Source organism: Pseudomonas sp. SR18 (assembly GCF_023701505.1).
Taxonomy (GTDB): Bacteria; Pseudomonadota; Gammaproteobacteria; order Pseudomonadales; family Pseudomonadaceae; genus Aquipseudomonas; species Aquipseudomonas cyclaminis.
Window position 1 is genome coordinate 74,577 of the sequence record NZ_JAMQAU010000001.1, and the last position, 22,800, is coordinate 97,376.

21 protein-coding genes are annotated in these 22,800 nt (G+C 59.2%); 18 read left to right on the forward strand and 3 right to left on the reverse strand.

Annotated features, from left to right (window positions below):
• Positions 1 to 35: 35 nt before the first annotated feature.
• Positions 36 to 743 (forward strand): arginyltransferase, encoded by a 708-nt coding sequence (locus tag NDJ82_RS00415; protein ID WP_099587005.1) that lies wholly within the window; start codon positions 36 to 38, stop codon positions 741 to 743.
• 100 nt (positions 744 to 843) lie between these two features.
• A complete protein-coding gene (infA, locus tag NDJ82_RS00420; protein ID WP_002553999.1) occupies positions 844 to 1,062 on the forward strand; it encodes a translation initiation factor IF-1 in 219 nt (72 codons plus the stop codon).
• A gap of 181 nt (positions 1,063 to 1,243) precedes the next feature.
• Here the strand turns inward: infA and clpA are convergent, their stop codons facing one another.
• Complete coding sequence (clpA, locus tag NDJ82_RS00425; protein WP_078743290.1) at positions 1,244 to 3,514, reverse strand: ATP-dependent Clp protease ATP-binding subunit ClpA; 2,271 nt, start codon at positions 3,512 to 3,514, stop codon at positions 1,244 to 1,246.
• A gap of 29 nt (positions 3,515 to 3,543) precedes the next feature.
• Positions 3,544 to 3,912: an ATP-dependent Clp protease adapter ClpS gene (gene clpS, locus NDJ82_RS00430; RefSeq protein ID WP_010567912.1), complete on the reverse strand. Its 369-nt coding sequence runs from the start codon at positions 3,910 to 3,912 to the stop codon at positions 3,544 to 3,546.
• Positions 3,913 to 4,137: 225 nt separating this feature from the next.
• Here clpS and cspD point away from each other — a divergent pair, with 225 nt between their 5' ends.
• The gene (cspD, locus tag NDJ82_RS00435; RefSeq protein WP_250924750.1) at positions 4,138 to 4,401 is read left to right on the forward strand and encodes a cold shock domain-containing protein CspD; all 264 of its coding nucleotides are present in this window, start codon (positions 4,138 to 4,140) and stop codon (positions 4,399 to 4,401) included.
• 82 nt (positions 4,402 to 4,483) lie between these two features.
• On the opposite strand, the gene icd is transcribed toward cspD, so the two are convergent.
• Positions 4,484 to 5,740 carry an NADP-dependent isocitrate dehydrogenase gene (icd, locus tag NDJ82_RS00440; protein WP_099587006.1) on the reverse strand — a complete coding sequence of 419 codons (1,257 nt, stop codon included), beginning with the start codon at positions 5,738 to 5,740 and terminating at the stop codon, positions 4,484 to 4,486.
• A gap of 494 nt (positions 5,741 to 6,234) precedes the next feature.
• Between icd and NDJ82_RS00445 the strand changes: the two genes are divergently transcribed.
• The 15 genes from NDJ82_RS00445 (at position 6,235) to nuoF (ending at position 22,692) form a co-directional block, all read left to right on the forward strand.
• Entirely contained in the window at positions 6,235 to 8,460 is a 2,226-nt protein-coding gene (locus tag NDJ82_RS00445; RefSeq protein WP_191946336.1) for an NADP-dependent isocitrate dehydrogenase, read from the forward strand.
• A 180-nt stretch (positions 8,461 to 8,640) separates the two neighbouring features.
• Positions 8,641 to 9,048, forward strand: coding sequence for a carbohydrate-binding module family 20 domain-containing protein (locus NDJ82_RS00450; RefSeq protein WP_112196969.1), 408 nt, complete (start codon positions 8,641 to 8,643; stop codon positions 9,046 to 9,048).
• Positions 9,049 to 9,115: 67 nt separating this feature from the next.
• The gene (locus tag NDJ82_RS00455; protein ID WP_158878070.1) at positions 9,116 to 9,562 is read left to right on the forward strand and encodes an NUDIX hydrolase; all 447 of its coding nucleotides are present in this window, start codon (positions 9,116 to 9,118) and stop codon (positions 9,560 to 9,562) included.
• Positions 9,563 to 9,621: 59 nt separating this feature from the next.
• On the forward strand, positions 9,622 to 10,746 hold the full coding sequence (gene mnmA, locus NDJ82_RS00460; protein WP_191958875.1) for a tRNA 2-thiouridine(34) synthase MnmA: 1,125 nt from the start codon (positions 9,622 to 9,624) through the stop codon (positions 10,744 to 10,746).
• Entirely contained in the window at positions 10,743 to 11,366 is a 624-nt protein-coding gene (hflD, locus tag NDJ82_RS00465) for a high frequency lysogenization protein HflD (protein WP_099587011.1), read from the forward strand. Before mnmA ends, hflD begins: the two co-directional genes overlap by 4 nt.
• Positions 11,367 to 11,491: 125 nt before the next feature.
• Positions 11,492 to 12,862: an adenylosuccinate lyase gene (purB, locus tag NDJ82_RS00470; protein WP_250924751.1), complete on the forward strand. Its 1,371-nt coding sequence runs from the start codon at positions 11,492 to 11,494 to the stop codon at positions 12,860 to 12,862.
• Positions 12,863 to 12,945: 83 nt separating this feature from the next.
• Positions 12,946 to 14,112: a ribosomal protein uL16 3-hydroxylase gene (locus NDJ82_RS00475; RefSeq protein ID WP_099587013.1), complete on the forward strand. Its 1,167-nt coding sequence runs from the start codon at positions 12,946 to 12,948 to the stop codon at positions 14,110 to 14,112.
• Positions 14,105 to 14,527 (forward strand): GNAT family N-acetyltransferase, encoded by a 423-nt coding sequence (locus NDJ82_RS00480; RefSeq protein WP_158878071.1) that lies wholly within the window; start codon positions 14,105 to 14,107, stop codon positions 14,525 to 14,527. The genes NDJ82_RS00475 and NDJ82_RS00480 overlap by 8 nt, the downstream gene beginning before the upstream one ends.
• A 233-nt stretch (positions 14,528 to 14,760) precedes the next feature.
• Positions 14,761 to 15,498, forward strand: coding sequence for a secretin N-terminal domain-containing protein (locus NDJ82_RS00485; RefSeq protein ID WP_250924752.1), 738 nt, complete (start codon positions 14,761 to 14,763; stop codon positions 15,496 to 15,498).
• A 486-nt stretch (positions 15,499 to 15,984) separates the two neighbouring features.
• Complete coding sequence (gene aceA, locus NDJ82_RS00490; RefSeq protein WP_010458877.1) at positions 15,985 to 17,310, forward strand: isocitrate lyase; 1,326 nt, start codon at positions 15,985 to 15,987, stop codon at positions 17,308 to 17,310.
• Positions 17,311 to 17,885: 575 nt separating this feature from the next.
• Positions 17,886 to 18,299, forward strand: a complete 414-nt coding sequence (locus NDJ82_RS00495; protein WP_015372409.1) for an NADH-quinone oxidoreductase subunit A — start codon at positions 17,886 to 17,888, stop codon at positions 18,297 to 18,299.
• Positions 18,300 to 18,309: 10 nt separating this feature from the next.
• On the forward strand, positions 18,310 to 18,984 hold the full coding sequence (locus tag NDJ82_RS00500; RefSeq protein ID WP_012724951.1) for a NuoB/complex I 20 kDa subunit family protein: 675 nt from the start codon (positions 18,310 to 18,312) through the stop codon (positions 18,982 to 18,984).
• Positions 18,985 to 19,055: 71 nt separating this feature from the next.
• Complete coding sequence (gene nuoC, locus NDJ82_RS00505) at positions 19,056 to 20,840, forward strand: NADH-quinone oxidoreductase subunit C/D (protein ID WP_101271729.1); 1,785 nt, start codon at positions 19,056 to 19,058, stop codon at positions 20,838 to 20,840.
• 2 nt (positions 20,841 to 20,842) lie between these two features.
• Complete coding sequence (gene nuoE, locus NDJ82_RS00510) at positions 20,843 to 21,340, forward strand: NADH-quinone oxidoreductase subunit NuoE (RefSeq protein ID WP_099587017.1); 498 nt, start codon at positions 20,843 to 20,845, stop codon at positions 21,338 to 21,340.
• On the forward strand, positions 21,337 to 22,692 hold the full coding sequence (gene nuoF / locus NDJ82_RS00515; RefSeq protein WP_099587018.1) for an NADH-quinone oxidoreductase subunit NuoF: 1,356 nt from the start codon (positions 21,337 to 21,339) through the stop codon (positions 22,690 to 22,692). Before nuoE ends, nuoF begins: the two co-directional genes overlap by 4 nt.
• The last annotated feature ends 108 nt before the right edge of the window (positions 22,693 to 22,800 follow it).

Genomic DNA, 22,800 nt, shown 5'->3' on the forward strand with positions numbered 1-22,800 from the left:
TACACTTATTTCAAAGCTTATCCCGAGGGTTGATCATGACCGAGTTGGCGCGTTTGAAGTTTTATGCCACTCAAGCCCACTCTTGCAGCTATCTGCCAGACGAGCAGGCCACCACACTGTTCCTCGACCCCAGCCAACCGATGGACGTGCATGTGTATGCGGATCTTTCGGAAATGGGTTTTCGGCGTAGCGGCGACCATCTGTACCGACCCCATTGCCAGAACTGCAATGCCTGCGTGCCGGCGCGCCTCCCTGTGGCGCAGTTTCTGCCGGACCGCAACCAGAAGCGCATCCTCAAGCGCAATGTCGACTTGGTGGTGACATCGAGCAAGCCTCGGTTTACCGAAGAATACTTCGACCTTTACCAGCGCTATATCGAGCAACGCCACGCCGATGGCGATATGTTCCCACCAAGCCGCGACCAATTCTCCACGTTCCTGGTGCGCGACCTGCCTTTTTCACGCTTCTATGAATTTCGTGCGGACGGTCGCCTGCTGGCCGTCGCCGTGACGGATTTGCTGCCTAACGGCCTGTCGGCGGTCTACACCTTCTACGAGCCGACCGAAGAGCGCCGCAGCCTGGGGCGCTTTGCGATCCTCTGGCAAATCGGCGAAGCCCTGCGCCTGGAACTGGAGGCGGTTTACCTCGGATACTGGATCAAGAACTGCAAAAAGATGAGCTACAAGACCCAATATCGGCCCATAGAACTGCTGATTAATCAAAGATGGGTCACGCTTAACTAGAACCCCTTGGCTTAAACACCCTTTTTCGGGCACAATGCACGCCGCTTTTGCCTGGCGCAGTTGCACCGGGCCATTCACTGGATACCGAGGGCTTTACTGCATGTCGAAAGAAGACAGCTTCGAAATGGAAGGCACTGTCGTCGACACCCTGCCCAACACCATGTTTCGTGTGGAGTTGGAAAATGGGCACGTCGTAACCGCGCATATCTCCGGCAAGATGCGCAAGAACTACATTCGTATTCTTACCGGTGACAAAGTGCGCGTCGAGCTGACGCCCTATGACTTGAGCAAAGGGCGCATCACTTACCGCGCTCGCTAAGCAAGTCAATACAAAACGCCCGGTTATGCCGGGCGTTTTTGTGTGCGCCATTTATCTAGCACCACAAGACAATGTGGGAGGGGGCTTGCCCCCGATAGCGGCGTACCAGTCACTCGTGTAGCGACTGAAGCACTGCTATCGGGGGCAAGCCCCCTCCCACATTGGCGCCTGCGGTTATCGATCAGGCCATTTCTGCCGTGGTTTCGAACTCGAAGGTCAGCTCGCCGTCCTTCAGGTCAATATGCACCACGCCACCATGGTCGGAGAGTTCGCCAAACAGGATCTCTTCAGCCAGCGGCCGCTTGATCTTGTCCTGGATCAGACGCGCCATTGGGCGAGCGCCCATTGCTGCGTCGTAGCCACCCTCGGCGATCCAGCTGCGCGCCGCTTCCGTGACATCCAGCTGCACGCGCTTGTCTTCCAACTGCGCCTGTAGCTCGGTGAGGAACTTGTCCACCACACTCTTGATAACCTCATGACTGAGGCGACCAAACTGGATAATGGTGTCCAGGCGGTTGCGGAACTCCGGCGTGAAGCTTTTCTTGATCACTTCCATCGCGTCAGAAGAGTGATCCTGATGCGTGAAGCCGATCGAAGCCCGCGCGGCCGTTTCAGCACCGGCGTTGGTGGTCATGATCACGATCACGTTGCGGAAGTCCGCCTTGCGTCCGTTGTTGTCGGTCAGGGTCCCGTGATCCATCACCTGCAACAGCAGGTTGAAGACTTCCGGGTGGGCCTTCTCGATTTCATCGAGCAGCAATACGCAATGTGGCTGCTTGGTGATCGCTTCGGTCAACAGACCGCCCTGATCGAAGCCAACATAGCCCGGAGGCGCGCCGATCAGGCGCGACACGGTGTGACGCTCCATGTACTCGGACATGTCGAACCGCACCAGCTCGATACCCATGGCCTTGGCCAACTGCCGCGCCGCTTCGGTCTTGCCGACACCGGTAGGCCCGGCAAACAGGAACGAGCCGACTGGCTTGTCCGGCGACTTGAGGCCCGCACGCGACAGCTTGATCGCGGTGGACAGCGCGTCGATAGCTGCATCCTGGCCGAACACCGTGAGCTTGAGGTCGCGCTCCAGATTACGCAGCAGCTCCTTGTCGGAGCTGTTGACGTGTTTTGGCGGAATCCGCGCAATCTTCGCCACGATGTCCTCGACCTGAGGCACGTCGATGCGCTTCACACGTTTCTCGACCGGTTGCAGGCGCTGGTAGGCCCCCGCCTCGTCGATCACGTCGATGGCTTTGTCCGGCATGTGCCGATCATTGATGTAGCGCGATGCCAGCTCCGCAGCTGCGCGCAGCGCCTCATCGGTGTACTCGATGCCATGGTGCGCTTCAAAACGCCCCTTGAGCCCGCGCAGGATGCTGATGGTGTCTTCAACCGACGGCTCGGAGACGTCGACCTTCTGGAAGCGACGCGCCAGGGCGCGGTCCTTCTCGAAGATGCCACGAAATTCCTGGAAAGTGGTGGAACCGATGCAGCGGATGTCACCCGACGACAGTAACGGCTTGAGCAGGTTGGACGCATCCATCACCCCACCGGAAGCCGCACCCGCACCAATGATGGTGTGGATCTCGTCGATGAACAGGATCGCCTGCGGGCGTTTTTTCAGCTCGCCGAGCAGCGCCTTGAAGCGCTTCTCGAAATCGCCACGGTACTTGGTCCCGGCGAGCAACGCGCCCAGATCAAGGGAGTAGACGACACTGTTGGCCAACAGGTCCGGCACCTGGTTGTCCACGATGCGCTTGGCCAGGCCTTCGGCAATCGCGGTCTTGCCCACGCCCGCCTCGCCCACCAGCAGCGGGTTGTTCTTGCGACGACGCGCGAGGATCTGCGCTACACGCTCGACCTCAAGCTCACGCCCCACCAGCGGATCGATCCGCCCCTGGCGCGCCAACTCGTTGAGGTTGCTGGCATAGGCATCCAGCGGGTTGCTTGAAGAAGAAGACTCACCGCCCTCGTCGTCCTGCATATCCTGCTCACCCTCGGAATGATCGCCGTGCCCAGGCACCTTGGAGATACCGTGGGCGATGTAGTTGACGACATCAATACGGGCAACGCTCTGCTGCTTGAGCAGGAACACTGCCTGGCTTTCCTGTTCGCTGAAGATCGCCACAAGCACATTGGCGCCTGTGACTTCACGCTTACCGGAGCTCTGTACGTGGAAAACAGCACGCTGCAATACCCGCTGGAAGCCCAGGGTTGGCTGGGTTTCGCGGTCCTCGTCATGCACGGGGATCAGTGGCGTGGTGGAGTCGATAAACTCCTGCAGGTCATGCTTGAGTTTGTCGAGGTTGGCGCCGCACGCACGCAAAACGGTGGCGGCAGCTTCGTTATCCAAAAGTGCCAGCAAAAGGTGTTCGACAGTCATGAATTCATGACGCTTCGAACGAGCCTCCTTGAAGGCAAGATTGAGGGTGACTTCGAGCTCGCGGTTTAACATAGCTTCACCTCATACCCAAGTGGTCGGCGTTAACCGTCCTTCTCGATTTCACAGAGTAGCGGATGCTGGCTTTCCCTGGCGTACTGGTTGACCTGCATGGCCTTTGTCTCGGCGATGTCACGGGTAAACACTCCACATACTGCCCGTCCTTCTGTGTGAACGGCCAGCATTACCTTGGTCGCCAACTCGCGGTTCAGGTTAAAAAACACCTCGAGTACTTCGACCACGAAATCCATCGGTGTGTAGTCATCATTGAACAAAACCACCTTGTACATCGGCGGCGCCTGTAAAGCAGGCTTGGCCTCCTGAACAGCAATGCCTGCAGAACCGTCGTCATCGTGTTCGTGATCCGGTCGATCCTGATTGAATGTTAGTCGAATCTGGCTGATTGCATGCATGGAAAGAAAGGTTCGTCAGTGGTTCAAATACAGTGGTGGGGGCGAGCTGTCAGAATTTCAACTCTGACCGACTGGTCGCCTTGACTATCGGCAAATCGGTGTTACAACCAATAGAACCCACAGTGGGTAAAAAAGGTCCGCGCAGTCAACCTTAATTTATTCGGGTTAGGACGGATAAACTGGATGATACTCCAGTGATGGAGTCTGGTGCAGAGGGAAATGGGTATGTCTGGCGTCAAGATCAGTGGCAAGGTCAAGTGGTTCAACAATGCCAAAGGATATGGCTTTGTGAATGAGGAAGGGAAAACCGACGACCTTTTTGCGCATTATTCAGCGGTCACGATGGACGGGTACAAAACGCTGAAGGCGGGCCAACCAGTAACCTTTGAAATCATTCAAGGACCGAAAGGGTTGCATGCTATCAATATAACTGTAACACCGGAAAAAACCGCACCAGCGCATGCTCACGAGAAGAAACAACTGGCCTGATATCCGCCAACAAAATGTGCAGCTTGCGATAAAAAACGGCCACCCCAATCACGCTGGGGTGGCCGTTTTTATGCACCTGCTTTTACATATGCGAAATCAACGCATCACCAAAGCCCGACGACGAAACCAGCTTCGCCCCCTCCATCAAACGTTCGAAGTCATAGGTCACGGTCTTGGCCGCAATCGCGCCGTTGGTGCCCTTGATGATCAGGTCAGCCGCCTCGGTCCAACCCATATGGCGCAGCATCATTTCTGCCGACAGAATCAACGAGCCAGGGTTGACCTGATCCTTGCCTGCATACTTGGGCGCCGTACCATGGGTCGCTTCGAACATGGCAACGGTGTCAGACAGGTTAGCCCCCGGCGCAATGCCGATACCGCCCACTTCCGCCGCCAGGGCGTCGGACAGGTAGTCGCCGTTCAGGTTAAGAGTGGCGATCACGTCGTACTCGGCGGGACGCAGCAGGATCTGTTGCAGCATGGCGTCGGCAATGGCGTCCTTGACCACCACATTCCTGCCGGTCTTCGGGTTCTTGAATTGCATCCAAGGCCCACCGTCGAGGAGCGTCGCACCGAACTCTTCGGCCGCCACTTCGTAGGCCCACTCCTTGAACGCCCCTTCGGTGAACTTCATGATGTTGCCTTTGTGCACGATGGTCAGCGATTCGCGGTCGTTATCCACCACATACTGCAAGGCCTTGCGTGCCAGGCGCTTGGTGCCTTCCTTGGATACCGGCTTGACGCCAATCCCGCAATCCTGGTCGAAACGGATCTTGGTGACACCCATTTCCTCCTTGAGGAACTTGATCACCTTGATGGCTTCCGGCGAACCGGCTTTCCACTCGATGCCAGCGTAAATGTCTTCGGAGTTTTCGCGGAAGATCGTCATGTCCACGTCGCCAGGCTTCTTGACCGGGCTCGGCACACCTTCGAACCAGCGCACCGGGCGCAGGCAAACATAAAGGTCGAGTTGCTGACGCAGGGCCACGTTCAGCGAACGGATGCCCCCCCCGACCGGCGTGGTCAGCGGCCCCTTGATGGACACCACATAATCCTTGACCGCATCCAGGGTTTCCTGGGGCAGCCAGGTGTCCTGGTCGTAGACTTGAGTCGCCTTTTCGCCGGCGTACACCTCCATCCACGAGATCTTGCGCTTGCCGCCGTAGGCCTTTTCAACAGCTGCGTCGACTACCTTGATCATCACCGGGCTGATGTCGACGCCAATACCGTCACCTTCGATGTAAGGGATGATCGGTTGGTCAGGAACATTGAGAGAATGGTCTGCATTGACGGTGATTTTGTCGCCGACTGCCGGAACCTGAATCTTCTTGTATCCCATGCTGAACTCCATCTATGGATTGAACATCTGGCTGCGTTCGAGCCTACTCCAGATAAATGGCGACTGAAACCTCGCGCCATGCTCATTTGCATCGAAAACAGCATAAATTGTCGCCTACAAGCCTGAAAGCAAAGGGAAAAGCGCCAATCTTGAGCACATCGTGCGACTTTAGGCGCACCCCGGTACCTGCGACCTTTAGACCAATGGACGACTCACCTTTTGTATGAAGGCTCGGCGTAAGCATAGCGACCTATGTATAATGCCGCCGCTGACCCAAGAGTCACGACGGCTGACCGCTCTAGAATAGGTGCCTTCAGCTACAAAGCCGGACTATTACAATAGTCCACCCGCTTGACGCTCGACTGATGCAACCCAACATCACCGCGAAGAAACCTCGACATTTCGCTCATGGATGACTTTGAACGAACGCGCTCCACCCGGCGCATCTCGAGTTTCTGCGCACGCTTTCAGCAAAGAAGAGAGTTAATCCGAATATGCCCACCCGCTCGAAGATCATCTACACCTTCACCGACGAAGCCCCTGCCCTCGCCACCTATTCACTGCTGCCTATCGTAGAGGCCTTCACCGCTTCCGCTGATATTGCCGTGGAAACCCGCGACATCTCCCTCGCCGCGCGCATCCTGGCAAGCTTCCCCGAGCAACTGGGCACCAAGGCCGTACCGGACCACCTCGCCGAACTGGGCGACCTGGCCGTGACCCCTGAAGCCAACATCATCAAGCTGCCCAACATCAGCGCCTCGACCCCGCAGCTGCAAGCGGCGATCAAGGAACTGCAGGCCCAGGGCTACGCCCTGCCGGACTACCCGGAAACCGTAACCACCGACGCGGAAAAAGAAACCCGTGCACGTTACGACAAGGTCAAGGGCAGCGCCGTGAACCCGGTACTGCGCGAAGGCAACTCCGACCGCCGCGCACCGCTGTCGGTCAAGAACTATGCACGCAAGCACCCGCACAAAATGGGCGCCTGGGCTGCGGACTCGAAATCGCACATCGCCCACATGAGCAACGGCGACTTCTACGGCAGCGAAAAAGCCGTACAGATCGAAGCCGCTGATGCTGTCAAAATTGAGCTGGTCGGCAAGGACGGCACCACCACCGTCCTGAAAGAAAAGACCACCGCACAGGCTGGCGAGATCCTCGACAGCGCCGTGCTGAGCAAGAACGCATTGCGCACGTTCATCGCCGCCGAAATCGAAGACGCCAAGAAACAAGGCGTACTGCTGTCGGTTCACCTCAAAGCCACCATGATGAAGGTCTCCGACCCGATCATGTTCGGCCAGATCGTTGCCGAGTTCTATAAAGATGCCCTGGCCAAGCACGCCACCGTGCTGGAGCAGATCGGCTTCAACCTGAACAACGGCATCGGCGACCTGTACGCCCGCATCAAGGCCCTGCCGGCTGACCAGCAGGCACAGATCGAAGCTGATATCCAGGCGGTCTATGCCGCTCGCCCTTCCCTGGCGATGGTCAACTCCGACAAAGGCATTACCAACCTGCACGTGCCAAGCGACGTCATCGTCGACGCCTCGATGCCGGCCATGATCCGTGACTCCGGCAAGATGTGGGGCACCGACGGCCAACTGCACGACACCAAGGCCGTGATCCCGGATCGCTGCTACGCCACCATCTACCAAGCCGTCATCGAAGACTGCAAGGCCAATGGCGCTTTCGATCCAACCACCATGGGCAGCGTGCCAAACGTTGGCCTGATGGCCAAGAAAGCCGAAGAGTACGGCTCCCACGACAAGACCTTCCAGATCAAGGCTGATGGCGTAGTTCGCATCACCGACAGCAAGGGCAACCTGCTGATGGAACAGACCGTCGAAGCCGGCGACATCTTCCGCATGTGCCAGACCAAAGACGCGCCGATCCAGGACTGGGTCAAGCTGGCCGTCAACCGTGCCCGCGCCAGCGATACCCCGGCCATTTTCTGGCTGGACCCCAAGCGTGCGCATGACGGCGTCGTGGTCGAGAAAGTTCAGGCTTACCTGAAAGACCACAACACCGAAGGCCTGGACATCCGCATCATGGCGCCGGTCGACGCGATGAAGTTCACCCTGGAGCGTACCCGCAAGGGCCTGGACACCATTTCGGTAACCGGTAACGTACTGCGCGACTACCTGACCGACCTGTTCCCGATCATGGAACTGGGCACCAGCGCCAAGATGCTGTCGATCGTGCCGCTGATGAACGGCGGTGGCCTGTTCGAAACCGGCGCCGGCGGTTCGGCGCCAAAGCACGTGCAGCAACTGGTTGAAGAGAACTTCCTGCGCTGGGATTCCCTGGGCGAGTTCCTGGCCCTGGCCGCGTCCCTTGAGCATTTGGGTGTCACCTACAACAACCCGAAAGCCCTGGTACTGTCCAAGACCCTGGACCAGGCCACCGGCCAGTTCCTCGACAATAACAAGTCGCCATCGCGTAAAGTCGGCAACATCGACAACCGCGGCAGCCACTTCTACCTGGCGCTGTACTGGGCTCAAGCCCTGGCCGCCCAGACCGAAGACACTGCACTGCAAGCGCAGTTCGGCGAACTGGCAAAAACCCTGGCTGACAACGAAGCAACCATCGTTGCCGAGCTCAACGCCGTACAGGGCAAGCCAGTGGACATCGGTGGCTACTACGCGCCGAACCCAGAACTGACCAGCAAGGCGATGCGCCCAAGCAACACCCTCAATGCAGCGATTGCCAAGTTGAAGTAAGGTTGTAAGGTGACATCACAAACCCCGGCCATGTGCCGGGGTTTGTGTTTTCGAGCCTTCACGCAAATGGAGCAATTGCGAAAGAATCTAATGAACTGTCAACTCTAACAGGTGACTCTCCCTCCCTCTGAACACCATTATTCTCCCGTGGCTACTGAGCCAAACATGGGAGGACTTCAAATGTTCCGCACCTACTGCCTATTGCCGCTGGGCGCCTTCGTCCTTACGTTGCTACCCTTCGCGAACGCCGGCCAAAACGTTCAGATCACGTATTTCCTCAGCGCGAGCTTTACATGCCTGAACGGCAACACGAAGCCTGGTTATAGCGTCTATGTAGTCGGTTCACACCGGGATATTGGGGAATGGAAAACGGAAAAGGCTGTGTTGCTCGCCACTACGCCCACTGACTATCCGAAATGGACCGGGCAAGTCCGGTTTTCGGGCGTCCAACTCGATGAGAAGGTGGAATGGAAGTGCATCATTCGCAACGAAAATTCCCCGTATGATGTAAAGGAATGGCAGCCCGACCCGAACAGCGAGGTGATACTGAAATTTTCACCACAAGCGCAGGCCAGCGCTTCGTTCTGAGCAACACAGGAATGTCGGGCGTATCATGCAGGCTACCTGAACAACGACCTGCATTCGAGACCCACATATGACCTGGCAACCCCACATCACCGTCGCCACCATCGTCGAAGACAACGGCCGCTTCCTGATGGTCGAAGAACTCAAGGGCGGCCGCGCGGTGCTCAACCAGCCCGCCGGGCACCTCGATCCGGACGAGACCCTGACCGAGGCCGCCGTGCGCGAAACCCTCGAAGAAACCGGCTGGGACGTGGAAGCCACGGGCATCGTCGGCATCTACCTGTACACCGCCCCCAGCAATGGCGTGACCTATCAAAGAGTCTGCTTTATCGCCAAAGCCCTGAAACACCACCCGGACTATCAACTCGACGAAGGCATCCTCCGCGCCCGCTGGCTGACACGGGAGGAGCTGATGGCCGTGCGCGAGGACTGGCGCAGCGAGTTGATCATCCGTTGTATCGATGATTATCTGGCCGGTCAGCGCCACAGCCTGGAATTGATCCGCCCTTCTCTTTAGCCTTGCGGGCCCAGGCCTGCTAGAATCGCGTCCTTTTTCAAGACACCCGTTGAAACCCTATGCGTGATCCAGCCCCTTCTGACACACAAAAGAAGCGCGTCATCGTCGGCATGTCCGGCGGCGTGGATTCTTCCGTTTCCGCCGTTCTGCTCATGGAGCAGGGTTATGAGGTGGAAGGCCTGTTCATGAAGAACTGGGAAGAAGACGATGGAACGGAGTATTGCACCGCCATGGACGACCTGGCGGACGCCCAGGCCGTGTGCGACAAGATCGGTATCAAGCTGCACACCGCCAACTTCGCCGCCGAGTACTGGGACAACGTGTTCGAGCACTTCCTGGCCGAATACAAGGCTGGGCGCACGCCGAACCCGGACATCCTGTGCAATCGCGAAATCAAGTTCAAGGCGTTCCTTGATTACGCCATGATCCTCGGCGCAGACCTCATTGCAACCGGCCACTACGTGCGTCGTCGCGATATCGATGGGCGCACCGAACTGCTCAAGGGCCTGGACCCAAACAAGGACCAGAGCTACTTCCTGCACGCTGTCGGCGGCGAACAGATCGCCAAGACCCTGTTCCCGGTCGGCGAGCTGGAAAAGCCCGAAGTGCGCAAGATCGCCGAAAAACACGGCCTGGCAACCGCCAAGAAGAAAGATTCCACCGGGATCTGCTTTATCGGCGAGCGCCGTTTCAGCGACTTCCTCAAGCAATACCTGCCGGCACAACCAGGCGAAATCAAAACCACCGAAGGCGAAGTGATCGGTCGCCACCACGGCCTGATGTACCACACCATCGGCCAACGCCAGGGCCTGGGCATCGGCGGTTTGAAAGACGCCGGTGAAGAGCCGTGGTACGTGCTGGTCAAGGACCTGGAAAACAACGTGCTGATCGTCGGCCAGGGCAACGAACACCCGCTGCTGTTCTCTGGCGCGCTGCTGGCTTCTGAGATCTATTGGGTCAACCCGATCGACCTGAGCACGCCGCGCCGCCTGACCGCCAAAGTGCGTTACCGCCAGAGCGACCAACCGTGCACCCTGGAAAAAACCACTACCGGTTACCGTGCGACCTTTGATGACCCGCAACGTGCGGTCACCCCTGGCCAGTCCGTGGTGTTCTATGACGGCGAAGTCTGCCTGGGCGGTGGCGTGATTGAAGTCGCGCAAGCCTGGAGCAAGCCGGCATGAGCCCGACCCAGGAGCAACTGACGGCACTCGGCGGGGTATTTCTCTCCGCCGTGCTGGTGGACAAGATCGCCAAGACCGGCCAGGTCACCGAAGCCGGCCTGACCTGCATGCTCGGCAGCCTGCTGATCCGCGACCCCAAGGACACCCTGGAAGTCTACGGCGGCGACGACCTGGCGCTGCGCGAAGGTTACCGCGCGCTGATCGGCGCCTTGGAGCGCGACCCGAGCACCTTGCAGCGCGAACCGCTGCGCTACGCCCTGTCGATGCTCGGCCTGGAGCGTCAACTGGCCAAGCGCGACGACATGCTGGAAATCATCGGCAAGCGCCTGCCACAGATCCAGTCCCAGGTAGAACACTTCGGCCCAGCCCACGAAAACGTGATCGCCGCCTGCGGCGCTTTGTACCAGGACACCTTGAGCACCTTGCGCCAGCGGATCCAGGTCCATGGCGACATGCGCAACCTGCAGCAACCGAACAACGCCTCGAAAATCCGCGCCCTGCTCCTGGCCGGTATTCGTTCGGCGCGGTTGTGGCGCCAGTTGGGCGGTCATCGCTGGCAGCTGGTGATCAGCCGACGCAAATTGCTCAAAGAGCTTTACCCGTTGATGCGCAACGAATAAGTCGCAGCAACAGGCTATTTTCAAGCCGTTACGCGTAATACGCCGGTCAGTTGGCGACGGACCGGCGGATTTTTTCATGTATGATACGCGCCCCATTTCGTTGCCCGACTGTCCGAGAACACCCCATGCAGCTCTCTTCGCTCACTGCGGTTTCCCCTGTTGACGGCCGCTACGCCGGCAAAACCCAGGCCCTGCGCCCTATTTTCAGCGAATACGGCCTGATCCGTGCTCGTGTACTGGTTGAAGTGCGCTGGCTCCAGCGCCTGGCCGCTCACCCTGCCATCAGCGAAGTGCCGGCGTTTTCCGCCGAGGCCAACGCTGTACTGAACACCCTGGCGGAAAACTTCTCCCTGGAGCACGCCGAGCGTGTGAAAGAGATCGAGCGCACCACCAACCACGACGTAAAAGCCATCGAATACCTGCTCAAAGAGCAGGCGGCGAAGCTGCCGGAATTGGCCCAGGTCAGCGAGTTCATCCACTTTGCCTGCACCAGCGAGGACATCAACAACCTGTCCCACGCCCTGATGCTGCGCGAAGGCCGCGATGACGTGATGCTGCCGCTGATGCGCCAGACTGCCGAAGCCATCCGCAAACTGGCCATCCGTTTCGCCGACGTGCCGATGCTGTCGCGCACCCACGGTCAACCGGCATCGCCGACCACCTTGGGCAAAGAACTGGCCAACGTGGTGTATCGCCTGGAGCGCCAGATCGCTCAAGTCGCCGCCGTACCACTGCTGGGCAAGATCAACGGCGCCGTGGGCAACTACAACGCCCACCTGTCGGCCTACCCTGAGATCGACTGGGAAGCCAACGCCCGCGCCTTCATCGAAGACGAGCTGGGCCTGGGCTTCAACCCGTACACCACGCAGATCGAACCGCACGACTACATCGCCGAGCTGTTCGACGCGATTGCGCGCTTCAACACCATCCTGATCGACTTCGATCGCGATATCTGGGGCTACATTTCCCTGGGCTACTTCAAGCAGCGCACCATCGCCGGTGAAATCGGTTCGTCGACCATGCCGCACAAGGTCAACCCGATCGACTTCGAAAACTCCGAAGGCAACCTCGGCATCGCCAACGCCCTGTTCCAGCACCTGGCCAGCAAGTTGCCGATCTCCCGCTGGCAGCGCGACCTGACCGACTCCACCGTACTGCGCAACCTCGGCGTGGGCTTTGCTCACAGCGTGATCGCATACGAAGCCAGCCTCAAAGGCATCAGCAAGCTGGAGCTCAACGCGCAGAAAATCGCCGCTGACCTGGACGCCTGCTGGGAAGTCCTGGCTGAGCCGATCCAGACCGTGATGCGTCGTTACAACATCGAAAACCCGTACGAGAAGCTGAAAGAGTTGACCCGCGGCAAGGGCATCACCTCCGACGCACTGCAAACTTTCATCGACGGCCTGGACATGCCAGCCGCCGCCAAGGCCGAGCTGAAACTGCTCACCCCGGCCAACTACATCGGCAACGCTGTAGAGCAAGCCAAGCGCATCTGATCATCGCAAGACCCTTGAGACGCCCGGCCGCGCCGGGCGTTTTTATTCCCGTCTTAAAAGTGCTTTTTTTCAATAGGTTACACATGAATCCTGACATCCCTCTTCAACTTCTGGGCGGCATCACGGCACGGGAATTCCTGCGCGATTACTGGCAGAAAAAACCGCTGTTGATCCGCCAGGCCATCCCTGATTTCGAAAGCCCGATCGACGCCGACGAACTCGCCGGCCTGGCCCTGGAAGAAGAAGTCGAATCGCGCCTGGTGATCGAACACGGCGAGCGCCCATGGGAACTGCGTCGCGGCCCGTTCGCCGAAGACGCCTTCGCCAGCCTGCCTGAGCGCGAGTGGACCCTGCTGGTGCAGGCGGTCGACCAGTTCGTGCCTGAAGTGGCCGAGCTGCTGGAGCAGTTCCGCTTCCTGCCGAGCTGGCGCATCGACGACGTGATGATCAGCTTCGCCGCACCGGGCGGCAGCGTTGGTCCGCACTTCGACAACTACGACGTGTTCCTGCTGCAAGCCCAGGGCAAGCGCAACTGGAAGATCGGCCAGATGTGCAGCTCCGAAAGCCCGCTGCTGCAACACGCCGACCTGCGTATCCTCGCTGAATTCGAAGAAACCGCCGAATGGGTGCTGGAACCGGGCGACATGCTCTACCTGCCGCCTCGCCTGGCGCACTTCGGCATCGCCGAAGATGACTGCATGACCTACTCGGTCGGCTTCCGTGCTCCGAGCGCCGCTGAAGTGCTGACCCACTTCACCGACTTCCTCGCCCAGTACCTGACCGACGAAGAGCGCTACACCGACGCAGACGCCCAGCCGGTCAGCGACCCGCATCAGATCCAGAGCGACGCCCTCGACCGCCTCAAGAGCCTGCTGGCCGAGCACATGAGTGACGAGCGCATGCTGCTGACCTGGTTCGGCCAGTTCATGACCGAACCGCGCTACCCGGAACTGGTTGCAGGCGAAGAGCTGGGTGAAGACGACTTCATCAGCACCCTGCAAGACGGCGCCATCCTGGTACGCAACCCAAGCGCACGCTTGGCGTGGTCCGAAGTGGACGATGACGTGCTGCTATTCGCCAGCGGCCAGAGCCGTTACCTGCCCGGCAAACTGCGCGAGCTGCTGAAACTGGTGTGCTCCGCCGATGCGCTGCACAGCGAAAACCTGGGCGAGTGGCTCGCCGACGAAGACGGTCGCGACCTGCTGTGCGAACTGGTCAAGCAGGGCAGCCTGGGATTTGCCGATGAATAAGATTCACGTAAGTGTCGCGGACTGGCATAAGGATATCGCTGAGATTCGGCGCATTCGTGAAGCGGTATTTATCGCTGAACAATCGGTTCCGCCCGAGCTGGAGTGGGACGCGGACGACGCTGATGCGGTGCATTTCCTGGCGTTTGAAGGCGACTTTCCGATTGGCACCGCTCGCCTGCTGCCCAGTGGCGAAATTGGGCGTGTGTCGGTGCTCAAGGATTGGCGCGGGCTGAAGGTCGGCGACAAGCTGATGGAAGCGGTGATCGGCGTGGCCGAGCAACGCGGGCAGACCAAGCAATTCCTGAGTGCCCAGGTGTACGCAGCGCCGTTCTATGAGCGGCTTGGCTTCAAGATCGTCAGCGATGAATTCCTCGAAGTCGGGATTCCGCATGTCGATATGGTTCGCGGGGGCTGACTCAAGACCGCGTCGCTGCCATCGGGGGCAAGCCCCCTCCCACATTTTGACCGAGTACATCCCCTGGAATGCGGTCAAGTGTGGGAGGGGGCTTGCCCCCGATGACTATCTCAGCAACACCCCAAGATGCCCTGCCATGCCAGGGCATTTTGCCGTCTACGATTCAACTTGCGCCCCGCCAGGCCGACAAACTGGCACTATCCAAGCCTAAACGCCTCGCAGAGATAACGGACATGTCCCTACGCACCCTGCTCACCGCCCTCCTCCTGACCGCCAGCGTCTCAGCCATGGCCGACACCGAAGTCGTCAACCTGAGCAACCGCACCAGCGCCGACCTGCTGCCGGTGGCGCAGAACTTCATCGGCAAGGACAGCACTGTCAGCGCCTACGGCAACCAGCTTATTGTTAACGCCACCCCCGGCAAGATCGAAGCTCTGCGCGCCCTGCTCGCCCAGCTCGACACGCCTGCCAAACGCCTGCTGATTACTGTGGACACCAACGAAAGCAACCAGCAAAACACCGCTAGCAACCAGACCCGCATCATCAGCTATGGCACCGCCAGCCGTGACGGTGGCATCCAGCAGATCCAGGCCAGCGAAGGCGTGCCCGCTCTGATTCAGGTTGGCCAAAGCGTGCCACTGACCACCACACAACCTGATGCTTATGGCCGCCCGCAAAACCAGACCCAATACCGCAACGTGACCCAGGGCTTCTATGTGACCGCCAGCGTCACCGGCGAGACCGTTCACCTGGCGATCAGTACCAACCGTGACCGCATGAGCCAGGAACGTCCCGATGTAGTGAACGTGCAAAGCACCGACACAACCATCAGTGGCCGGCTGGGTGAGTGGATTCCCCTGGCGGGCATCAACCGCCAGACCCAGGCAGACAATTCCTCTACAACCCGCAGCTACTCTACTCAGGGCCGCGATGACCTGACTTTGCGGGTCAAGGTCGACACCCTGAACTGAAGCACCAAAAACTGACTGATGAGTCGTATAAGACTAAAGATGTAGTGCTCTGAAAAAAGCACTACAAAACATTTGACGATCCAAAAAAGCATGGGCATGATGGCCTCGCTCCCGCTAATCAGGGGCCCTGGCAAGGGCCTTCGGATCGTCGCTCCAAGTTACCCACCTGAGCCGATTCGTGTCTGTACCGCCCACAAGGCGTGTTTGACGAGGTTGCGACTGGAACGAAGTTGTCCCGAGGGACGGAAGCTAACCAGGTAACCCGGCAACACGCTGTAGAATGCCCAAGGGCCCACGACGCCCGAAGACTGTTCTCGGCCAGCCTTTACCTGCCCCCCTCTCGATCATCGTTCATCCCGTCGCCTGCCCCGTCAGACCTGACTTGACCGCCTATGCTTCTGGTCAGCGAGCAGCCATACCCCGCAACGATTGCGCGGCTGGCAAATGGATCTTTCCACCTAGACCTATGCGACGAGGTTTTTCCCCATGGCACTGACACGCGAACAGCAAATTGCAGCCCTTGAAAAAGATTGGGCTGAAAACCCACGCTGGAAAGGCGTGACCCGCGCTTATTCCGCTGCTGACGTCGTCCGCCTGCGTGGCTCGGTTCAACCTGAGCACACCTTTGCAAAACTCGGCGCCGAGAAGCTGTGGAACCTGGTCACCCAAGGTGCCAAGCCTTCCTTCCGTCCCGACAAAGATTTCGTCAACTGCATGGGCGCCCTTACTGGCGGCCAGGCAGTCCAACAGGTAAAAGCCGGCATCCAGGCGATCTACCTGTCCGGCTGGCAAGTGGCAGCGGACAACAACTCCGCTGAATCCATGTACCCCGACCAATCGCTGTATCCAGTTGACTCCGTACCGACCGTGGTCAAGCGCATCAACAACTCGTTCCGTCGTGCCGACCAGATCCAGTGGAAAGCCGGCAAAGGTCCGGGCGACGAAGGCTACATCGACTACTTCGCGCCAATCGTGGCTGACGCCGAAGCCGGTTTCGGCGGCGTACTGAACGCTTACGAGCTGATGAAGAGCATGATCGAAGCCGGCGCCGCTGGTGTTCACTTCGAAGACCAACTGGCCTCTGTGAAGAAATGTGGCCACATGGGCGGCAAGGTACTGGTTCCGACCCAGGAAGCCGTACAGAAGCTGACCGCTGCCCGTTTGGCCGCTGACGTTGCCGGCACGCCGACCATCATCCTGGCTCGTACCGACGCCAACGCCGCTGACTTGCTGACCTCGGACTGCGACCCGTACGATCAGCCGTTCGTGACCGGCGAGCGCACCCAGGAAGGCTTCTATAAAGTACGCGCCGGCCTCGACCAAGCCATCGCCCGCGGCCTGGCCTATGCGCCGTATGCCGACCTGATCTGGTGCGAAACCGCCAAGCCGGACCTGGACGAAGCCCGTCGCTTTGCCGAAGCGATCAAAAAGGAATACCCGGACCAACTGCTGTCCTACAACTGCTCGCCTTCCTTCAACTGGAAGAAGAACCTGGACGACGCGACCATCGCCAAGTTCCAGCGCGAACTGTCCGCCATGGGCTACAAGCACCAGTTCATCACCCTGGCTGGCATTCACAACATGTGGCACAGCATGTTCAACCTGGCGCACGACTACGCCCGCAACGACATGACCGCCTACGTGAAACTGCAGGAGCAGGAATTTGCTGACGCCTCCAAGGGCTATACCTTTGTGGCGCACCAGCAGGAAGTCGGCACCGGCTACTTCGACGACATGACCACCGTGATCCAGGGCGGCACCTCGTCCGTGACCGCGCTGACCGGCTCGACCGAAGAAGAGCAGTTCCACTAAGCACCGCGTACACGGCCACGGCGGCCCCAAGGAAGACCTAACCGCAGTGCCGCACAGCAATCACGCCCCGACTGGTTCGGGGCTTTTTTTTGCCTACGGAAAACCGTCTGACACGACAAAACTCAAAATGTGGGAGGGGGCAATGTGGTCTGCCTGAAGATTTTGCGCAAAACATTGATCCAGAGCGGTATGCAAATCCGCAAAAGCGGTTAAAAGATGCACACCCACAACTAAGCAGCAATCAAGCAAGTAACACCAACTTCCCCCGCCACACGAGAAACATTCGCTTAAACCTCACGCAAACAATATTCATTATCATTTGGACGATAAAAACTTCGTTACCCAACAAACAAAACTTAATTGTACAAATGCCCGCTAATGCCCGCCCCGCAAGGGCTACAGCCCCAGAAAGGTGCACTATGTCCTTATTCCATCGAATAATTTCGCCATAGGAATTTTACTTGCCCGGTGTTTAGCCATAAAATCACCGCGATTGACTGCGCTGCGACATATCGTCACTGCATCATTACTTTTTCGAGCTCAGAGACCTTTGCTCTCTGTTAAGGATTTCCAGCATGACCGAAGCGACAGGACTCATAGCCCACAACTGGGGCTTTGCCATTTTCCTCCTCGGTGTTGTAGGCCTTTGCGCCTTCATGCTCGGCGTCTCCAGCCTCCTCGGGTCAAAAGCCTGGGGCCGCAGCAAAAACGAACCGTTCGAGTCGGGCATGCTACCTACAGGTGGCGCCCGCCTGCGGCTCTCAGCCAAATTCTATCTGGTCGCGATGCTGTTCGTGATCTTCGATATCGAAGCCCTTTTTCTCTTTGCCTGGTCTGTGTCCGTCCGCGAAAGCGGCTGGACCGGATTCGTCGAAGCTCTCGTTTTCATAGCAATTCTGTTGGCAGGCCTTGTCTACCTATTTCGAGTGGGCGCCCTTGATTGGGCTCCGGAAGCTCGTCGTAAGCGGCAAGCGAAGCTGAAACAATGAGGCTTTGGCGATGCAATACAATCTCACCAGGATCGACCCGGATGCTCCTAACGATCAGTACCCCATCGGCGAACGGGAAACCGTCTCCGATCCGTTAGAAGACCAAGTCCACAAAAACATCTACATGGGCAAGCTGGAAGACGTGCTGAGTGGCGCGGTCAACTGGGGACGTAAAAACTCCCTGTGGCCGTACAACTTCGGCCTTTCGTGCTGCTACGTGGAAATGACCACCGCCTTCACGGCGCCCCACGACATCGCACGCTTTGGCGCCGAAGTTATCCGGGCATCACCGCGCCAGGCGGATTTCATGGTTATTGCCGGAACCTGCTTCATCAAGATGGCGCCGATCATTCAGCGTCTCTACGAGCAAATGCTCGAACCTAAGTGGGTTATCTCCATGGGTTCGTGCGCCAACTCCGGTGGCATGTACGACATCTACTCCGTGGTTCAGGGGGTGGACAAGTTCCTGCCCGTGGACGTCTACGTGCCTGGCTGCCCGCCTCGCCCTGAAGCATTCCTGCAAGGCTTGATGCTGTTGCAGGAATCGATTGGCAAGGAGCGTCGCCCGCTTTCCTGGGTCGTCGGCGATCAAGGCGTATACCGCGCCGAGATGCCTTCGCAAAAGGAACAGCGCCGCGAACAGCGAATCGCAGTCACCAACCTGCGCAGCCCCGACGAAGTCTGACCCAGCCCGCTTCTTTTATAGAACGAAAACCTGGCCTCATTCTTTACGTTGACCGAAAGCGATAAAAAACCATGACTACAGGCAGTGCTCTGTATATCCCGCCTTATAAGGCAGACGACCAGGATGTGGTCGTCGAACTCAATAACCGTTTTGGCCCTGACGCCTTCACCGCCCAGGCCACACGCACCGGTATGCCGGTGCTGTGGGTGGCGCGCGCCAAGCTCGTCGAAGTCCTGACCTTCCTGCGTAACCTGCCCAAGCCGTACGTCATGCTCTATGACCTGCATGGCGTGGACGAGCGTCTGCGCACCAAGCGTCAAGGGCTGCCGAGCGGTGCCGATTTCACCGTGTTCTACCACCTGATGTCGCTGGAACGTAACAGCGACGTGATGATCAAGGTTGCCCTCTCCGAGAGCGACCTGAGCGTCCCGACCGTGACCGGCATCTGGCCGAACGCCAGCTGGTACGAGCGTGAAGTCTGGGACATGTTCGGTATCGACTTCCCGGGTCACCCGCACCTGACGCGCATCATGATGCCGCCGACCTGGGAAGGTCACCCGCTGCGCAAGGACTTCCCTGCCCGCGCCACCGAATTCGACCCGTTCAGCCTCAACCTCGCCAAGCAACAGCTTGAAGAAGAAGCGGCGCGCTTCCGTCCGGAAGACTGGGGCATGAAGCGCTCCGGCACCAACGAGGACTACATGTTCCTCAACCTGGGCCCGAACCACCCTTCGGCTCACGGTGCCTTCCGTATCATCCTGCAACTGGACGGCGAAGAGATCGTCGACTGTGTACCGGACATCGGCTACCACCACCGTGGTGCCGAGAAGATGGCCGAGCGCCAGTCGTGGCACAGTTTCATCCCGTACACCGACCGTATCGACTACCTCGGCGGCGTGATGAACAACCTGCCGTACGTGCTCTCGGTCGAGAAGCTCGCCGGCATCAAAGTGCCAGACCGCGTCGACACCATCCGCATCATGATGGCCGAGTTCTTCCGGATCACCAGCCACCTGCTGTTCCTGGGTACCTATATCCAGGACGTCGGCGCCATGACCCCGGTGTTCTTCACCTTCACCGACCGTCAGCGCGCCTACAAGGTCATCGAAGCCATCACCGGTTTCCGCCTGCACCCGGCCTGGTACCGTATCGGCGGTGTTGCCCACGACTTGCCGAATGGCTGGGAGCGCCTGGTCAAGGAATTCATCGACTGGATGCCCAAGCGTCTGGACGAGTACCAAAAGGCAGCGTTGGATAACAGCATCCTGAAGGGTCGTACCATCGGCGTCGCCCAGTACAACACCAAAGAAGCCCTGGAATGGGGCGTCACCGGTGCGGGCCTGCGCTCGACCGGCTGCGATTTCGACCTGCGTAAAGCCCGCCCGTACTCGGGCTACGAGAACTTCGAGTTCGAAGTCCCGCTGGCGGCCAATGGCGATGCCTACGACCGTTGCATCGTGCGCGTCGAAGAAATGCGCCAGAGCCTGAAGATCATCGAGCAGTGCATGCGCAACATGCCAGCCGGCCCGTACAAGGCGGATCACCCGCTGACCACGCCGCCGCCGAAAGAGCGCACGCTGCAACACATCGAAACCCTGATCACGCACTTCCTGCAGGTTTCGTGGGGCCCGGTGATGCCGGCCAACGAATCCTTCCAGATGATCGAAGCGACCAAGGGTATCAACAGTTATTACCTGACGAGCGATGGCGGCACCATGAGCTACCGCACCCGGATTCGTACGCCAAGCTTCCCGCACTTGCAGCAGATCCCTTCGGTGATCAAAGGCGAGATGGTCGCGGACTTGATTGCGTACCTGGGTAGTATCGATTTCGTTATGGCCGACGTGGACCGCTAAGCATGAATAGCACGCTTATCCAGACAGACCGTTTCACCTTGAGTGAAACCGAGCGCTCGGCCATCGAGCACGAGCTGCATCACTACGAAGACCCGCGCGCGGCGTCGATCGAAGCCTTGAAGATCGTCCAGAAGGAACGTGGCTGGGTGCCGGACGGCGCCCTCTACGCCATCGGCGAGATCCTCGGCATCCCCGCCAGCGACGTTGAAGGCGTGGCCACGTTCTACAGCCAGATCTTCCGTCAGCCGGTGGGCCGCCACATCATTCGCGTGTGCGACAGCATGGTGTGCTACATCGGCGGCCACGAATCGGTGGTCGACGCGATCCAGGGCAAGCTGGGCATCGGCCTCGGCCAGACCACCGCCGACGGCCGCTTCACGCTGCTGCCGGTGTGCTGCCTGGGCAACTGCGACAAGGCGCCGGCGTTGATGATCGACGACGACACATTCGGTGACGTGCAAGCATCCGGCGTGACCCAATTGCTGGAGGGCTACCCATGACCCTTACATCTTTCGGCCCGGCCAACCTGATCAAGCGTTCGCCCGAGACCCATCCGCTGACCTGGCGCCTGCGTGACGACGCCGAGCCCGTCTGGCTCGACGAGTACCAAGCCAAGAACGGTTACGCCGCCGCGCGCAAAGCCTTCGCCGACATGGCCCAGGACGACATCGTCCAGACCGTGAAAGACGCCGGCCTCAAGGGCCGCGGCGGTGCAGGCTTCCCCACGGGCGTGAAGTGGGGCCTGATGCCCAAGGACGAATCCATCAACATCCGCTACCTGCTGTGCAACGCGGATGAAATGGAGCCGAACACCTGGAAAGACCGCATGCTGATGGAGCAACTGCCCCATCTGCTGATCGAAGGCATGCTGATCAGCGCCCGTGCACTCAAGACTTACCGGGGCTATATCTTCCTGCGTGGCGAATACACCACCGCCGCCAAGCACCTCAACCGTGCCGTGGCAGAAGCCAAGGCTGCCGGCCTGCTGGGCAAGAACATCCTCGGTTCCGGTTTTGACTTCGAACTGTTCGTGCACACCGGCGCCGGACGTTATATCTGCGGTGAAGAGACCGCGCTGATCAACTCCCTCGAAGGCCGCCGCGCCAACCCGCGCTCCAAGCCGCCCTTCCCTGCCGCCGTCGGCGTGTGGGGCAAGCCGACCTGCGTGAACAACGTCGAGACCCTGTGCAACGTGCCGGCGATCATCGCCGACGGTGTGGACTGGTACAAATCGTTGGCCCGTGAAGGCAGCGAAGACATGGGCACCAAGCTCATGGGCTTCTCCGGCAAGGTCAAGAACCCTGGCCTGTGGGAGCTGCCGTTCGGCGTGACCGCACGCGAGCTGTTCGAGGACTACGCCGGCGGCATGCGCGACGGCTATACCCTGAAAGCCTGGCAGCCAGGCGGCGCCGGTACCGGTTTCCTGCTCCCCGAGCACCTCGACGCACAGATGTATGCCGGCGGCATCGGCAAGGTCGGCACCCGGATGGGTACTGGCCTGGCGATGGCGGTGGACAACACCGTGAACATGGTCTCGCTGCTGCGCAACATGGAGCAGTTCTTTGCCCGTGAATCCTGCGGCTTCTGCACCCCGTGCCGCGACGGCCTGCCGTGGAGCGTGAAATTGCTGATGGCGTTGGAAAATGGCGAAGGCCGCGAGGGTGACATCGAAACCCTGCTGGGCCTGGTCGGTTTCCTCGGCCCTGGCAAGACCTTCTGTGCTCACGCACCGGGCGCCGTGGAGCCATTGGGCAGCGCAATCAAATACTTCCGCTCGGAGTTCGAAGCCGGCATCGCGCCTACCAGCGCCGCCGTCCCACCTCTGGCGAGGCCGATCGTAGTCGGCGCGTAACGCTTTAAAAGGCGAAGGGTCCGTGCCCTTCGCCTTCTCATGTGCTGACGCCTTGAAGGCTGTGTAGATGCACATGAATAACAAGATTCCATTAGCCACGCCCGCTGA